General features: G+C 52.3%; 16 protein-coding genes. 15 read left to right on the forward strand and 1 reads right to left on the reverse strand.

What is annotated here, in order from left to right; genetic code table 11:
- Nucleotides 1–156: 156 nt before the first annotated feature.
- From aroC to K7397_RS03955, 14 genes are all read left to right on the forward strand, one after another.
- On the forward strand, nucleotides 157–1,326 hold the full coding sequence (gene aroC / locus K7397_RS03890) for a chorismate synthase (RefSeq protein ID WP_223066631.1): 1,170 nt from the start codon (nucleotides 157–159) through the stop codon (nucleotides 1,324–1,326).
- The gene (gene aroB, locus K7397_RS03895; RefSeq protein WP_223066632.1) at nucleotides 1,326–2,429 is read left to right on the forward strand and encodes a 3-dehydroquinate synthase; all 1,104 of its coding nucleotides are present in this window, start codon (nucleotides 1,326–1,328) and stop codon (nucleotides 2,427–2,429) included. Before aroC ends, aroB begins: the two co-directional genes overlap by 1 nt.
- Complete coding sequence (gene aroH / locus K7397_RS03900; protein WP_223066690.1) at nucleotides 2,422–2,787, forward strand: chorismate mutase; 366 nt, start codon at nucleotides 2,422–2,424, stop codon at nucleotides 2,785–2,787. Before aroB ends, aroH begins: the two co-directional genes overlap by 8 nt.
- A gap of 515 nt (nucleotides 2,788–3,302) precedes the next feature.
- Nucleotides 3,303–4,865: an anthranilate synthase component I gene (trpE, locus tag K7397_RS03905; RefSeq protein WP_223066633.1), complete on the forward strand. Its 1,563-nt coding sequence runs from the start codon at nucleotides 3,303–3,305 to the stop codon at nucleotides 4,863–4,865.
- A 13-nt stretch (nucleotides 4,866–4,878) separates the two neighbouring features.
- On the forward strand, nucleotides 4,879–5,919 hold the full coding sequence (gene trpD, locus K7397_RS03910; RefSeq protein WP_223066634.1) for an anthranilate phosphoribosyltransferase: 1,041 nt from the start codon (nucleotides 4,879–4,881) through the stop codon (nucleotides 5,917–5,919).
- Nucleotides 5,909–6,724, forward strand: a complete 816-nt coding sequence (trpC, locus tag K7397_RS03915; RefSeq protein WP_223066635.1) for an indole-3-glycerol phosphate synthase TrpC — start codon at nucleotides 5,909–5,911, stop codon at nucleotides 6,722–6,724. Before trpD ends, trpC begins: the two co-directional genes overlap by 11 nt.
- Nucleotides 6,717–7,391 (forward strand): phosphoribosylanthranilate isomerase, encoded by a 675-nt coding sequence (locus K7397_RS03920; RefSeq protein ID WP_223066636.1) that lies wholly within the window; start codon nucleotides 6,717–6,719, stop codon nucleotides 7,389–7,391. The genes trpC and K7397_RS03920 overlap by 8 nt, the downstream gene beginning before the upstream one ends.
- On the forward strand, nucleotides 7,388–8,590 hold the full coding sequence (gene trpB, locus K7397_RS03925; protein ID WP_223066637.1) for a tryptophan synthase subunit beta: 1,203 nt from the start codon (nucleotides 7,388–7,390) through the stop codon (nucleotides 8,588–8,590). Before K7397_RS03920 ends, trpB begins: the two co-directional genes overlap by 4 nt.
- Nucleotides 8,587–9,393: a tryptophan synthase subunit alpha gene (gene trpA / locus K7397_RS03930; RefSeq protein ID WP_223066638.1), complete on the forward strand. Its 807-nt coding sequence runs from the start codon at nucleotides 8,587–8,589 to the stop codon at nucleotides 9,391–9,393. Before trpB ends, trpA begins: the two co-directional genes overlap by 4 nt.
- Nucleotides 9,394–9,432: 39 nt before the next feature.
- Nucleotides 9,433–10,530 (forward strand): histidinol-phosphate transaminase, encoded by a 1,098-nt coding sequence (hisC, locus tag K7397_RS03935; RefSeq protein ID WP_223066639.1) that lies wholly within the window; start codon nucleotides 9,433–9,435, stop codon nucleotides 10,528–10,530.
- Between the two features lie 45 nt (nucleotides 10,531–10,575).
- A complete protein-coding gene (locus tag K7397_RS03940) occupies nucleotides 10,576–11,670 on the forward strand; it encodes a prephenate dehydrogenase (RefSeq protein WP_223066640.1) in 1,095 nt (364 codons plus the stop codon).
- 527 nt (nucleotides 11,671–12,197) lie between these two features.
- A complete protein-coding gene (locus K7397_RS03945; RefSeq protein WP_223066641.1) occupies nucleotides 12,198–12,791 on the forward strand; it encodes an RNA polymerase sigma factor in 594 nt (197 codons plus the stop codon).
- A 20-nt stretch (nucleotides 12,792–12,811) separates the two neighbouring features.
- Nucleotides 12,812–13,387, forward strand: coding sequence for a zf-HC2 domain-containing protein (locus K7397_RS03950; RefSeq protein WP_237690650.1), 576 nt, complete (start codon nucleotides 12,812–12,814; stop codon nucleotides 13,385–13,387).
- A gap of 126 nt (nucleotides 13,388–13,513) precedes the next feature.
- Nucleotides 13,514–14,107 (forward strand): histidine phosphatase family protein, encoded by a 594-nt coding sequence (locus K7397_RS03955; RefSeq protein ID WP_223066643.1) that lies wholly within the window; start codon nucleotides 13,514–13,516, stop codon nucleotides 14,105–14,107.
- 155 nt (nucleotides 14,108–14,262) lie between these two features.
- On the opposite strand, the gene K7397_RS03960 is transcribed toward K7397_RS03955, so the two are convergent.
- A complete protein-coding gene (locus K7397_RS03960; protein ID WP_223066644.1) occupies nucleotides 14,263–14,529 on the reverse strand; it encodes a hypothetical protein in 267 nt (88 codons plus the stop codon).
- A 258-nt stretch (nucleotides 14,530–14,787) separates the two neighbouring features.
- Between K7397_RS03960 and K7397_RS03965 the strand changes: the two genes are divergently transcribed.
- Nucleotides 14,788–15,933 carry a hypothetical protein gene (locus K7397_RS03965; RefSeq protein ID WP_223066645.1) on the forward strand — a complete coding sequence of 382 codons (1,146 nt, stop codon included), beginning with the start codon at nucleotides 14,788–14,790 and terminating at the stop codon, nucleotides 15,931–15,933.
- Nucleotides 15,934–15,945: the final 12 nt, after the last annotated feature.

Below are 15,945 nucleotides of genomic sequence, written 5' to 3' on the forward strand. Positions count from 1 at the left end.
TTCGGAAAGGCAAGCCGGGCGTCTGTTTTTTGTTTTCATGGGTATATTCTTGGAAGCTCTGTTTTCTTGTCAAAGAACGAAAGCTATACTATAATGAGCAAAGAAATTATCGATTTTAGCTCTTTACAGTTTAACAGTTTAAAGGGGGAACGCAGCATGAGTTTGCGTTATTTGACGGCCGGCGAAACGCACGGACCTCAGCTTACAGCGATTATAGAAGGCTTGCCCAGCAATTTGGAGCTGGATTTCGAAGCGTTAAACTTTCAGCTGCAGCGCCGGCAGAAAGGCTACGGCCGCGGCCGCCGCATGCAGATTGAGAAAGATACAGCAGTGATTGCGGGTGGAGTGCGCCATGGGTTTACAACGGGCGCGCCGGTGGCGATCATTGTGGAAAATAACGACTGGAAGCATTGGCAAAATATAATGAACATTGAACCGATCGAAGGTTCGGATGAAGAGAAGCGGCGGGTTCACCGTCCCCGTCCCGGACATGCCGACCTGAACGGCGGTCTCAAATATGATTTGAAGGATCTGCGCAACGTGCTGGAGCGTTCAAGCGCCCGTGAAACGGCGATCCGGGTAGCCTGCGGAGCGGTAGCGCGGCAGCTGCTCGCGCATTTCGGCGTCAAAGTTGCCGGCCAAGTCATCCGCATCGGCGAGATCGAGGCTCCGCCGAACAATCTTCCGCTGGACGAGCTTGTCCGCGTGACGGAAGAGTCTTCCGTTCGCGTCGCCTGCAAGGAAACGGAAGCCAAAATGGAAGCCTATATCGATCAGATCAAGCAGGAAGGCGATTCCATCGGCGGCATTGTGGAATGCATTATTGAAGGCGTGCCGGTAGGCCTAGGCAGCCATGTGCAGTATGACCGCAAGCTTGACGGACGTATCGCCCAGGCCGTCATGTCGATCAACGCTTTTAAAGGCGTTGAAGTCGGGATTGGCTTCGAAGCCGGGAAGCTGCGCGGTTCCCAGGTGCATGATGAAATTCTGTACAGCGAGGAGCGCGGCTATTACCGGGCCAGCAACCGGCTTGGCGGCTTCGAGGGCGGCATGACAAACGGGATGCCGATTGTGGTCCGCGGCGTCATGAAGCCGATTCCTACACTGTACAAACCGCTGCAAAGCGTCGACATTGATACGAAAGAGCCTTTTACTGCCCAGGTTGAACGCTCTGATGCCTGCGCGGTTCCTGCAGCCAGCGTAGTACTCGAAAATGTTGTTGCCTGGGAGGTCGCAAAGGCATTCCTGGAGAAGTTTGGCGGCGACTCGATCGGCGAAATCAAGCGGAATTTCGAGTCCTACAAGCAGCAGCTGGAGCGTTATTGATGAGAACCTTAAACGTAAACCTGGGCGAGCGCTCTTACCCGATTTATATCGGGGAAGGGCTGCTTCAGAAGTCGGCGGAGCTGATCGCACAGCATGGTGTATCACAGAAAAGCCCGCTGCTTATTGTGACCGATGATCATGTTGCGCCGCTTTACTTAAGTCAGCTTGAGGGCCATTTGAAGGCGGGGGGATACCGTACGGTATCCCATATTGTCAGCAGCGGAGAGAAGTCGAAGTCTCTGGCCGTTTTTGAAGAAGTGATGACCACTGCGATTCAGGCGGGGCTTGACCGCAGTTCCGCGGTCCTCGCGCTCGGCGGCGGAGTCGTTGGCGATTTGGCGGGCTTTGTTGCCGCTACATATATGCGCGGGATTACCTTTGTGCAGCTCCCGACAACGATATTGGCGCATGACAGCAGTGTTGGAGGCAAGGTAGCCGTCAACCATCCTTTGGCCAAAAATATGATCGGCGCCTTCCACCAGCCGGCGCTTGTTCTGTATGATCTGAGCACGCTGGCGACCCTTCCTCCCCGGGAGGTTCGGGCCGGACTTGCCGAAGTGGTCAAGCACGGCCTCATCTGGGATGAGGGCTTTGCAGACTGGTGCGACGAACATGCCGCAGAACTGCTCGGTCTCAGTCTTCCGGAGCTGGGGTATGCGCTTGAGAAGGGCTGTTCGATTAAAGCCGAGGTCGTATCGGATGACGAACGGGAGAACGGCCGGCGCGCTATATTGAATCTGGGCCATACGATCGGCCATGCCCTTGAAGCGATCGGCGGATACGGGACTTTGCTGCATGGCGAAGCCATTGCGATCGGAATGGTGGGCTCAGCCCTGCTTGCCGTTAACCGGGGGAAACCGCAAGAAATTGTGACCCGGACGAAGCGGCTGCTTAGGCGCTTTGAGCTTCCGACAGCCATTCCTTCCGGATGGGATGAAGAGTCCATCATCAATGCCATGATGCATGACAAGAAGTTTCGGGAGGACAAAATCGTTTTTGTACTGCCGGAGTCGATCGGCAAGGTCAGCATTGTGAATGACATTCAGTTGTCCGAGGTAAGAGACGTGCTCAGGCAGCTGAAAGAGGAGGGATATGATGTTTAACCGTGGGATTCGGGGGGCAACAACCGTCGAGCACAATGACGAGCAGGAAATACTGCAGGCAACCGCCGAGCTGCTGAATGAAATCATTGCCGAAAACGGGCTGGATCCGGAAGCGATTTGCAGTGTCTGGATCACGATGACCACAGATCTTGATGCTGCTTTTCCGGCACGCGCGGTAAGACAGATTGACGGATGGGAGCTCGTGCCGCTGATGTGTGCGACGGAAATCCCGGTGAAGGGAAGCTTGCCCCGCTGCATCAGGCTCATGATTCAAGTCAATACGGACAAGAGCCAGCGGGAAATGAAGCATGTCTATTTGAACGGAGCCAATATTTTGCGTCCCGATTTGGCGAAATAACCTGCCGTTAACCGAAACGGGCAGCAATGCCGTTTCTTTCTGGTCAGCGGATCAGAAATTTCATAAGAAGCTGCCCCTCAGCAAAGTTGCCAATCATTGGGCGGCGATGATATTTCAGGATAGGTGTTGCCAAATGAAGCGGTATTGGGTATATTGGTTGTAGCGTGTCGGCCGTCAGCGGCCGATTTGGATGAGAATAAAAGCAGTTTTGAGATTAGAGGAAGTTGGCGAGCGGCCAGGCTCCAGAGTCGCGGCGCGCTTTCGTGAACAGAGTGTTTTTACCTAGTAGAAGAGCAGAGTAGAGCTGAGTTGAGCAGAGATGAGTAACGGATAAGTCCGCTTGAGGAGCGGAATGCAGCAGACCATGCATATTAGGAGCATTTTTGCGCCATTTGCACCTGCACAAGGCATTCTTTTTCTTGCGGTATATTGTCCTGATCTGCGAATATGAGTGAAGCCTCTACTTTGAGTAGAGGCTTTTTTTATAGAGAAACCCATCAAAGGAGTGAATCATTATGACAACCCCTACGGCTGAGCAAGTTATCGCCATGGCCGGCGAATATAACCTGATTCCGATTGTGAGGCCTTTGCTTGCCGATCTGGAAACTCCAATCCGGTTATTTCAGCGTTTTGCCAAAAGAGATCGGGCCTTTTTGCTTGAGAGTGTCGAGGGCGGCGTGAAGTGGGCCAGATATTCGTTTATCGGCACGGATCCGTTTCTCCTGATATCCGCCAAAAAAGGACGGGTTGTCATGGAAAAGGGGGGAGAAAAAACGGTTCTTCACGGCAAGCCGGTTGAAGAGCTAAAGGGCCTTCTCCGTCAGTACCGCAGCCCGCGGCTTGATGACATGCCTCCTTTTACGGGGGGAGCGATCGGATTTTTCGGATATGATCTGCTGCAGTATTACGAAAAGCTGCCTTCTCACGCTGTGGATGATATGAACATGCAGGACATTCAATTCATGTTTTGCGATCATGTTATTGTGTTCGATCATGTCAAACAGCAGATTTTACTTGTAGCCAATGTGCATATCGCCCCGGGAGCCACCGACGGGGAAATTCGCAAAGCCTACGATGCCGCCTGCGCCAAGCTGGATGCAACCGCTGAAATGCTGGAGCAGCCGGGGAACCTGGAAGGCATTAACCGCAGACCGATCCCTGAACATGTGGAGCTTGGAGAAGTCCGGTCCAATTTGACGAAAGACGAGTATATGCAAAATGTCGAGCGCGCCAAGGAGTACATCAGAGCCGGCGATATTTTTCAGGTTGTATTGTCCCAGCGTTTTCATATCGAAACAGAGGTATCGCCGATGCATGTCTACCGCTTGCTGCGCACGATGAATCCGTCGCCGTACATGTACTATTTGAAGCTGGACGATGAGGTCATCGTCGGCACATCGCCGGAAGCGCTGGTCAAAGTGGATCAGGGAAGAGTGGAGACCCGTCCTATCGCGGGAACGCGGCGGCGGGGAGCAACGGAAGAGGAAGACGCCAGACTGGTGGAAGAGCTGCTTGCGGATGAGAAGGAGCGCGCCGAGCATTTGATGCTGGTGGATCTGGGCCGCAACGATCTGGGCCGCGTCTCGGAATTCGGCTCCGTGAAGTGCGACACGTTTATGGAAATTGAAAAATACTCCCACGTCATGCATATCGTCTCCGGCGTTTCCGGCCGGCTGCGGCAGGATAAGGACTTCTTCGATGCGTTTCTGTCCTGCCTTCCGGCCGGAACCGTCTCGGGGGCTCCGAAGCTGAGAGCGATGGAGATTATCGCGGAGCTGGAGCGCGAAGCGAGAGGGACCTATGCCGGAGCCATCGGGTATCTTGGCTTTTCGGGCAATATGGACTCCTGCATCACGATCCGCACGATTGTTTTTAAAGCGGGCAAAGCTTACGTCCAGGCAGGAGCGGGCATTGTGTGGGATTCCGTACCGGAAAAGGAATATGAAGAGACGGTTAACAAGGCTAAAGCGCTGCTTATGGCGATCCGGACGGCGGAGGCGATGTTCCCTGAGGAACGGCCAAGCGTGCAAAGCGAGATCAACCAGGATTATATGTATCAATACAGCCCTATTCAATAAGGAGGAGAAGGCAATGAGCGGACATGAAATGATGCAGGCAGGAATATCCAAGGTGGTTCGCGGCGAGCATTTGAGCCGTGAGGAAGCGAAGGATATGATGGGGATCATCATGAAAGGGGAGGCGACGCCGGCCCAGATTGGCGGGCTGCTGACCGCGCTGCGTTTCAAAGGCGAGACGGTCCAGGAAATTACCGGGTTTGCCGAAGCGATGCGAAATAAGGCAAGCTCCGTTGAAGTCAAACGGACGCAGCTTCTGGATACATGCGGTACGGGCGGCTCCGGCATTCATAAATTCAACATTTCAACGGCTTCCGCGATTATCGCATCCTCCGTATCGGTCAGGGTTGCCAAGCACGGCAACCGCTCTGCCTCGGGGCGCGCAGGCAGCGCGGACGTTCTGGAGGCGCTTGGCGTCAATATTCACCTGACGGCGGAGCAGGCGAAGCAGTGCCTGGAGAAAATCGGCATATGCTTTTTGTTCGCCCAGGTGTACCATCCTTCGATGAAGTATGCGGCAGGTCCCCGCAAAGAGCTGGGAATCCGGACGGTATTTAACATGCTGGGCCCGCTTACGAATCCGGCAGGGGCTGACCGTCAGCTTCTAGGCATCTATGATCCCCGTATGACGGAGACGATTGCCCACGTTCTGAAAGAACTGGGATCATCCAGAGCTTTGGTCGTAACTAGCGGCGAAGGACTGGATGAGATCAGCCTTTCCTCTCCGACCAAAATTTCCGAGCTTCGGAACGGAGAAGTCAAAACCTTTGAAATTGAAGCTGCCGATCTCGGCTTAAAAAGCTGCCCCCTTGAGGACGTTTATGGAGGCGATGCCGCACGCAACGCCCGGATCATCAGAGATATTTTTCAGGGGAAAAAAGGGCCCCATCGCGATATTGTTCTGGCCAACGCAGGCGCTTGCATTTACATTGCCGGTCAGGCGGACAGCATAGCCGAAGGCGTGTCCATTGCCGCAAACGCCGTTGACAGCGGGCAGGCAGAAAGCAAGCTGGAGGAGCTTATTCAAACGACAGGAGCGTTCAGTTATGTATCTTGATCGAATTGTTGAGACGAAAAAAACGGAAGTGGAGCAGCTGAAAAAACGTTTAAATGCGGGCTCCGCAGAGAAGGTCATTGCAACCATGCCGAACACGCGAGGTTTTGCGGAGGCTTTGCGCTCTGGAAGACACCGGGGGATGGGACTCATCGCGGAAGTGAAGAAAGCTTCCCCTTCCAAAGGGTTGATCCGTCCGGACTTCGATCCGGTCGGCATAGCGAAAGCTTATGAACAGGCCGGAACGGACTGCATTTCCGTACTTACCGACGTGCAGTATTTCCAGGGAAGCGGGAGCTATCTGATGAACATCCGGGAAGCCGTAGGCGTGCCGCTGCTTCGGAAGGATTTTATCATTGACGAGCTGCAAATTTATGAAGCCCGGCTGCTCGGCGCCGACGCCGTGCTGCTCATTGCGGCTATCTTGGATGACAGCCAGCTCAAATCCTATTTTGCGCTCGCGGAGTCGCTTGGACTTGATGCGCTGGTCGAAGTTCATGATCAGAAGGAGCTTGAAAGAGCAAGCCTGATCGACGGCATCAAGCTGGTCGGCGTCAACAACCGGAATTTAAGAACATTTGAAACGAACTTGGCAACCACAGCGCAGTTAGCCGGGTATGTGCCGCCGGGAGCCACTTTAATCAGCGAGAGCGGAATCACAGGTCCGGAGGATATTGCCTACCTCTCCATGTGCGGCGCAAAGGGCGTGCTGATCGGGGAAACATTTATGCGCAAGGAATCGGTGGAAGAGGCTGTCCACCAGGTTATGGGCCCGTTAAACCGCGAGGGAGCCGTGCGAAATGGCTGATACGGCGGTAAAAATTTGTGGACTGCAAAGCGTTGAAGTGGTAAAATCGTTGTTGCACTTACCTATTGAAATGATCGGGCTTGTGTTTGCGAAAAGCCGGAGACAGATTGCTCCAGGAACAGCCGCCCAAATTGTGAAGGTCCTGCAGGATGAGGCAGCAGCGGGCAAACCAGTACCGAAGAGCGTCGGCGTGTTTGTTAATCCTTCCCTGGAGGAGCTGGAGCTCGTTCTGCGGGAGGCCGCTCTTGATGTCGTGCAGCTTCACGGCCAGGAGAGTCCTGAATTTTGCCGGAGCGTGAAGGAACGTTTTCCGGTTCGGATCATGAAGGCGATGTCGGTCAAGGATGGAGAAAGCCGTGACACGAGCCGTTGTTTGAATTCCTATCAGGGCTTTATTGACGCGCTGCTGGTGGATGCGTACGATCCGGTCTACGGCGGGGGCTCGGGTACCTCCTTCGACTGGAGCGCCCTTGCGCCATATCAGGAATGGACGAAGAAGAGCGGAATCCCGCTCCTTGTGGCGGGCGGGCTTCATGAACATAATGTACAGCATTTGATTGCCTCCTATCATCCGGACGGAGTAGACGTATCGAGCGGAGTTGAGCGTGAGGGCATAAAAGATATAAACAAGATCACAGCATTTGTAGAGAGGGTGAAAGGCATATGATACAGTCACAGGTGCCCGATGAACGCGGGCGTTTTGGTAGCTTTGGCGGCCGCTATGTGCCGGAAACGCTGATGAACGCATTGATGGAGCTGGAGGAGGCCTATCGCAAGCATGCGGAGGACCCTTCTTTTCAGGAAGAGATTGCTTATCTGCTTAAGGAATATTCCGGTCGGAAGACGCCGCTTTATTATGCCGAACGTCTCTCCAAGCAGCTTGGCGGAGCCAAAATTTATTTAAAGCGCGAAGATCTGAACCATACGGGAGCCCATAAAATTAACAATGCGATCGGCCAGGGCGTTCTCGCCAAACGAATGGGCAAAACCAAGATCATTGCCGAGACCGGAGCCGGGCAGCATGGAGTGGCCAGCGCCACCGTCGCCGCGCTGCTTGGGCTGGAGTGCAAGGTGTTTATGGGCGAAGAGGACATGAAACGTCAGCAGCTCAATGTTTTCCGGATGCGCTTGCTCGGAGCCGAAGTCGTTCCCGTCGTTTCGGGGACAAGAACGCTGAAGGATGCCTGCAACGAAACGCTGCGCTACTGGGTCAGCCATGTAGACGATACGTTCTATATTCTCGGTTCCGCTACTGGCCCGCATCCGTATCCGATGATGGTGCGCAATTTTCAGCGGGTCATCGGTGATGAGACGAGAGCGCAGATTCTCGAGGCGGAAGGCAGACTGCCGGATCTCGTTGTCGCTGCCGTAGGCGGGGGAAGCAATGCGATCGGCATGTTTTACCCGTTCATCGGCGACGCTTCCGTCAAGCTTGTTGGCGTCGAGGCGGCAGGGAAAGGGATCGACACCCCTTATCATGCGGCAACCATGACTCAAGGGAGCAAAGGGGTATTCCAGGGCTCGCTCAGCTATTTGCTGCAGGACGAACACGGCCAGGTGCAGCCTGCCCACTCCATTTCCGCCGGACTCGACTATCCGGGAATCGGACCCGAGCACGCATATCTGAAAGATATGGAACGAGCGAAATACGTGCCAATCACGGATCAGGAGGCTGTGGACGCGCTGCAGCTGCTCAGCCGGACGGAAGGCATCATTCCGGCGCTTGAATCGGCCCATGCCGTCGCTGAAGTCGTCAAGCTTGCGCCGTCGCTTTCGGCAGACCAGATTGTCGTCATCTGCCTTTCCGGACGGGGAGACAAAGATGTCGATTCCATCATGGCTTATCTGGGAGGTGAAGCGCAATGAACTTGATCGACGCCACTTTTCAAAAGCTGAAGGGACAGGGCAAAACCGCATTGATCCCGTTTCTGACCGTCGGGGACCCGGATGTCAACGCCACGGTAGATTTGATAGCCGAGCTGGAAAAAGCGGGGGCCGACATCCTGGAGCTCGGCGTTCCGTATTCCGACCCGCTTGCGGACGGGCCGGTGATCCAGCGGGCTTCCGAGCGGGCCTTGAAGCAGCAAATTACGATCGGCAGCTGTCTTGAGGCGGCGGGCCAGGCGAGAGTGCGGGGCGTAGAGCTTCCTTTTGTTCTTTTTACGTATTATAATCCGGTTATGCAAATGGGCCTAGATACGTTCTTTAAAGCCGCTTCCGAACACCATATCAGCGGGCTGATTATTCCCGATCTTCCCTTTGAGGAATCGGCTGAAGTGCTGGAGCATGCCGACCGGGCGGGCATTCATCTGATCCCTCTTGTCGCGCCTACTTCCGAAGGACGAATAGCGTCCATATTAAGCAAAGCGAGAGGGTTTGTCTATTGCGTATCCTCTTTGGGCGTAACCGGGATGCGCTCTTCTTTCCACGAAGGGATCGAGGGCTTTCTTGGTTCGGTAAAAAAAGGGACCGATCTGCCGGTTGCTGTCGGCTTCGGCATTTCCACGCATGAGCAGGTAGAGCGCTTTTCAGCGATTTGTGACGGCGTCGTCGTCGGCAGCGCGATTGTACGCGAAATCGAAAAGCATTTGCCTCTGCTGGAGAAGGAAGAGTCAAAACCGGAAGGTCTATTGCAAATTCGCAATTTTGTGTCACAATTAAAAGAATAGCAGTTCACTCATTTGGTTAGAAAGGCAGGAAATGAACATATGCAGCCCAAACCCCATATTGTCAATCTTCCCGTTTATCAACCGGGGAAGCCTATAGAAGAAGTGAAACGCGAACTCGGTCTTGAAGAGGTTGTGAAACTGGCTTCCAATGAAAATCCGTTTGGAAGTTCGCCGAAGGTACCGGCTGCCATTCAGGAGGAACTGTCCAATATCAGCCTGTACCCGGACGGCAGCGCAGGGGAATTGACCCGCGTCCTGTCCGGACAACTCGGCGTTAACCCGAACCAGATTATTTTCGGCTGCGGTTCCGATGAAATTATCGCACTGATTGCCCGGGCTTTCTTTCTCCCGGGGGATGAAACGATCATGGCGGATCAGACGTTCTCCGTATACAAAAGCAATGCGGATATCGAAGGCGCCGTCAGCATAGAAGTCCCGCTCGTGAACGGAACTCATGACCTTGAAGCGATGCTTGCGGCGATTACGGACCGGACGAAAGTGATTTGGGTTTGCAATCCGAACAATCCGACCGGAACGATTGTTTCGGCAGCCGAGCTAACGGCGTTTCTGAACCGGGTGCCTGAGCACGTGCTGGTTGTCCTGGACGAGGCCTATGCCGAGTACGTCGTGGACGATAGTTATCCGGAAAGCTTGTCCCTGCTTGGCAAGCACCGGAATTTGGTAGTGCTCCGCACCTTCTCCAAAATCTACGGCCTCGCTTCCCTGCGCATCGGCTACGGGATCGGCGATGCCGGCGTTATCAAGCTCATCAATCAGGTGCGCGAGCCCTTCAACACTTCCCGAATTGCTCAGGCTGCAGCTCTTGCCGCCCTTGGCGACCGGGAATATATTGAACAGTGCCGCGAGCGCAATGCGGAAGGCATCCGGTATCTTTATGAGCAGTTTGACCGTCTGGGGCTCTCGTATTTTCCGGCGCACGGCAATTTCATCATGGTCGATGTGCGCAGCTCGGCAGTAGAGATGTTTCAATCCCTGCTGAAGCTTGGCATCATTGTCCGCAGCGGGTTCGGCAAATATCCGAACTCGATCCGGGTGACCGTCGGCTCTGCGGAGCAGAACCGGAAGTTTATTTCCGCGCTTGAGCAAGTGCTCAAGAAGGAGCAGACGATCGTCTAAAGAGAAAGCTATACAGAATTTTGGGGAAGTCGAGTGAAATAGAATATGACTACAAAGATTGCCATTATTGGTGTCGGGTTGATTGGCGGTTCGCTTGCGCTATGCTTTAAAGGCAAGCCCGAAATTACGGTGGTTGGCTACAGCCACCGTCCCGACATCCTGAAACGTATCGAAGAACGCGGTGTTGTGGACCAAGTCACCCTTTCATTGGAGGAGGCATCAGTTGATGCCGACTTTATTTTTTTGTGCGTACCTGTCGGCAGTTTGGAAAGCTACCTGCACAAGCTTAGCAAGCTGCCTCTGAAGCCCGGCTGCATCATAACCGATGTGGGCAGCACCAAAGCTTCCATAGCCGCCTCGGCAGATACGCTTTCCTTGCAAAATGTCCATTTTATCGGCGGCCACCCGATGGCCGGTTCCGAACGGTCCGGCGTTGAGGCAGCTTCGACGCTGCTCTTTGAAAATGCCTATTACGTGCTGACTCCTTCAAACAGCGCAACCGAGGAAACTTATGAAGATCTTGAGAATTTGCTCCGTTACACCAAATCGCACATTATCCGGGTAGAGCCGGAGCTGCATGATGAAATTGTGGGGGCAATCAGCCATCTTCCTCATATTATAGCCGTTGCCCTCGTGAACCAGATTCGGGGCTACAATGAGAAAAATGCCTTATACCGCCTGCTTGCGGCAGGAGGATTCCGGGATATTACGCGGATCGCCTCCAGCGATCCGGTGGTTTGGCGGGACATTTTACTAAGCAATAAGGAAGTGCTGCTTCAGTTGCTGAAGGACTGGAAGCAGGAAGTTGACGGCTTTGCGAGGCTTCTGGAACAAGAGGACGGAGCTGGGATTGAGCAAGCTTTCAGCCAGGCGGGTTTATTTCGCAAAGAACTGCCGGAACGGCGCAAAGGAGCTATACAGCCGTTGTTCGATCTCTATATCGATGTGCCGGACCATCCCGGAATTATCGGCCAAGTGGCAACGGAGCTCGGTCTCCGCGAGATCAATCTGAGCAATATGCAAATCATTGAGAGCCGCGAAGATGTGCCGGGTCTGATGCATCTTTCCTTCCGCAATGAGAAAGAGATGGAACGCGCAAAGGCTTTGCTGCAGGAGCTGGAGTATAAAGTTTACTTCTGACTGCAGTCTGGAAATTTTTCCAGATAAAAAAATGTAAGCGTTAAAAAAATAGGGTTGACAAAATGAAAACGTATACATATAATAAAAGTACAGTATGGTTTCTCTCCACTCCTATCCAAACTGACCGTCCTGCAAATGGATGGTGGCCGCCCAAAGGGCGGCCTTTTTTTTATGAGTTTCCGGGGTCCCCGCAAAGTACCTGAATCCGCCTCAAAGTAAAAGCCTCACTTTATGGGGTTATTTGATCACTTTTTGTAGGAAACACACATATTGATAAAAGGAATGCCGATCAGGTTAAAAAAGAGTCCGAAGAAAGGTATGCACTCGAGAAAAACAGGGAATAATAAACGATTCTCTATTTTGATCCTTGGCCATATGGTATAATATTGGAGTGATTGGATGATTCCTTCCAAGTCACCAGCAAAAAAATTTGTTTAGCTACCGAAACTTTTTCAATCCTGTTTGGTACAAATACATATGACAAGCAAACGGGATGATGACAGGGTGGGCTAGGAGGATCGCATTTAATGACGGATTCCCAACTGATTAAAGAAATTAAAGAAGGCAATACTGAGCTGTATTCCCATTTGATGCGACGTTACCAGCGAAAAATTTTGACTTTTGTCTACCATATGCTTAAAAGCGCCAATCTCGAGTTGCTTGCCGAGGATCTATGTTCGGAGACGTTTTACAAGGCCTTTCGCAGTTTGCATTCCTTCCGGGAAGTGGATGCATCGTTCTCGACCTGGCTTTATACGATCGCCAGAAATACCGTGCTAAGCGAACTGCGCAAGCAGCGCAGCAGCAACGTTCCGCTGGAAGACAGCGGTTATGTTCCGGTTGCGCCGCACGAAATTATTCCGGAGCAGGCCATTCTCCGCAATGAGAGAGTCAGCAAGGTGAGGGACGCCATCAACAATCTTCCGGAAAAGCAAAGATCGGCTTTGATTTTGCGGGAGTACGACCAACTGGATTATCATGAGATTTCTGTCATTTTGGGACAAAGCATCAGCGCCGTTAAGTCGCTGCTGTTCCGTGCTAGGAGCAGTGTGAAAAATCAGCTTGAACCCTACTTCTATGAACCGTTTTTTGAGCAACTCGAAGGGATGAAGAGCAGATGAACTGTAAAGAGGCCCAAGACATGTTTGGATGGATCTGGGATTTGCCTGAATCCCATCCGGAACGCAAGCGTTTGGAGTGGCACATGCGCGGGTGTGAAGACTGCTCAGAACAGTTTGAAATCTGGCAGGAAAGCTTGAATCTCGTACATAGTTTGCCCGTCGAGGTTTGCGAAGAACGTGCTGAAGCCGTTAACCGCAAGGTTATGGACCGGATTTACGCGGAGTCACCGTGGCTGGCACCCGGCAAAGAAACGGCATCCGAACGCTTATTCCGCAAACGGCTGATGATTTGGGCTGCCGGTTTTATGTCCGTATTTCTGATTAGTGTAATTCTATACGCTTTTTCCGGGCCATTATCGAGTAAAAGTGATGAAACAATGGGCTCCGGGCTGATTCCGACGGCTGTGGCCGGTACGGAAAGCGTGTCCGGTTCCCACATGAGGTATAATCTGACCAATGTTTCAAGCGGAATTGTCGATCCTTATGTCGTAGGCATGAATCCGGTTCACCCCCTATACTGGATGGTTTTGTCCATGGTCGCAATGGGGCTTGCGCTGCTGGCCTGGAGGGGGCTGCGACGCGTCAGACATCACTAACGGCAAAGGACATTCATAACTTTTCCAGGGTCCCCGTCAAGTGCCTGAAATCGTTTTGAAGTGAACGCCCCACGTCTGTGGGGTTGTTTTATAAGCATACCGACTGCAATCACAAGGAGGTCTCTCATGATAGTTGGCTTGATCCGCCATGGACTCACAGACTGGAATGCCATCGGCAAAATACAGGGACGAAGCGACATCCCGCTGAACAATGAGGGGAGGAGGCAAGCTAAGCTGCTTGCAGATCGCCTGGTTCAGGAACCGCTCAAATGGGATTTCGTCATAACAAGCGGTTTGTCCCGCGCTCAGGAGACGGGAGAAATCATTGCCGAAGCACTAAAGATTCCGGTATATGATCCCGATTCCAGACTGCTGGAGCGCTCTTTCGGCAAAGCGGAAGGGCTGACGCAGAGCGAGCGTGAAAGCTTATGGGGTAAAGAGTGGGATATGCAGGAGCTAGGACAGGAGAAGGAATCGGAGGTTCAAAGCCGGGCTTTGGCTTTTATGGCCGATCTGGCCAAGCGGTTTCCGCACAGCAACGTGCTCGTAGTGACCCACGGCGGCCTGTTGGCGCAGCTCTATATGGGATTATATAAGTCTAAGTATAAGGAAAGAATCGGCAATTTGTCCCTGTCCATACTGGAGAAACAGGAAGCGGAGTGGGAGATTGTTCTATTTAACTGTACAAAGCATCTCACTTCGGCTGCCGGAAAGCAGTAAACGTTTTTTTCGAATTGCATAGCATCATCCTACTTTATGAAGGGACCGCTCAGAAGCTTGCAGGCTGCAGGCTGCTAAGCGGTCTTTTTGCATGATGATGGCTGCTGACAAGAGATTATTTATAAATCAAGAGATACAAGCAAGATTATAACTTGTTAACGGATAAAGCTGATCATCACTAGAATGATTAATAATACAGGGATGATATACAAAAAAATATAACCTAAATATCTGGTGGGTTTTGGCATACTCTCCAAGTTGATTTTTTTTGGCCCTCCGCCACCTTCGATTTGCTGCAACGGTCTTAAATGCTCATCTACATATCCCTCTTGCTGCTCAGCAATGATTAATGGTTCGGTTATAGATTCCCTCTCTGTTGTCTGGGGTTTATTTCCATTCTTGGATTGGGAAAGACCTGGCATCCAGAATCAACTCGCTTTCCTGATTGGAAATTTATTGAATTTATGGATTCTTTATTTATGATAACAAAAAAACGGGGAAAGTCTAATATTTGCGTTTACCAAGCGGAACCCGCCTTTAACTTGGCCTAGCACGTTCATGAACCTTAGGGAAGTTGTTGTTCTCGGACGTTTTCCGGTTTGGAGCACTTTTTTTTAAGGAGACGGAATAAAAGACGGAGGATTTCCCATAATGGTATTAAAACGGTGAGGCGATGATCCATGAATCTGGCAGAAATGCTGACATATGCCGATATCGAAATGCTCTCGAAAATTGCTGCGCACTATGAATGCAATTGCAATTCCCATTCAAAGATGGAGCTGATCCAGTCCATTTTAAACAAGATGGGGAACCGGGAGTTCATTCAGGAGCATGTCGACCAAATGGGCATTGAAGATCTCCGCTTTCTCAACACTTTGCTGTTCGACAGAAGGAACCGCTTAAGCCTTGAGGAACTGCTCGCCAGTGCCGGCCAGGCGAAATTTAGCCCGGAAGACAAGAATAGCGGGTCAGGGTCAGTCCGCGAAATGATTGCGAGGTTCAGGCAAAGGGGCTGGCTGTTCAACGGCTCTACCCCGAACACCCGGTATTTGTTCGGTGTGCCGGAGGACTTGAAGTCAAGGTTTCGGAGCGTGCTGGAGCAGCAAATTGTTTCACAGGTTGTGAAGGTTCAGGAGCCGACAGTTTACCGTGAGGAGCAGGAGCAGGCGCCCGAAGACCTGTACCTGCTGCTGCATTATATTCAGAGACACGAAATTCAGCTGAATTCGGAAGGCGTCATGTACAAGCGTAATCAATCCCAGCTAATGGAGAAGCTATATGTCGGTGAACCTCTTGTCGGGCGAGCCGGGTGGCGCTTCGGGTACGGCAGGAGGTTCAGGGATTATCCGGACAGATTTGCCCTCCTGTACGATTATGCTTGCCACCGCGGATTCATTCGCGAACAGGCTGGACGGCTGACCCTGACGGAGCTTGGAGACAAGGCCGTGCAGGAAGAGACAAAGGAGCCATTGCTTTGCCTGATCCACTTTTGGTTAAGACTGTATAAAGGACCTATCCCCAATTTGCTCTCTCTGATTTATTGGATCGATCAAGGTTGTGCCCTGTGGACCAGCGCTGCTTCCCTGCTTGAAACGATGCAGCGTTTTATCAGGCCGTTCTATTATGACACTCCGGAATCAATTTTTCGGGAGCGCATCATCAAGATGATGCTTCACTTGGGGATGGTTAAAGTCGGAGAGGATGCTGAGCATGGGGCGGTTTTGCGGATGACGCCGGCCGGAAGGTCCTATGTGAAGAGCCTGGTTGCCGGCACGGCCGGTTTAACGGACAACAAGACAACGGATAAAAGCAATATTCGGGTGTAAAAGATACCTATA

This window comes from Paenibacillus caui (genome assembly GCF_019904135.1).
Taxonomy (GTDB): domain Bacteria; phylum Bacillota; class Bacilli; order Paenibacillales; family Paenibacillaceae; genus Fontibacillus; species Fontibacillus caui.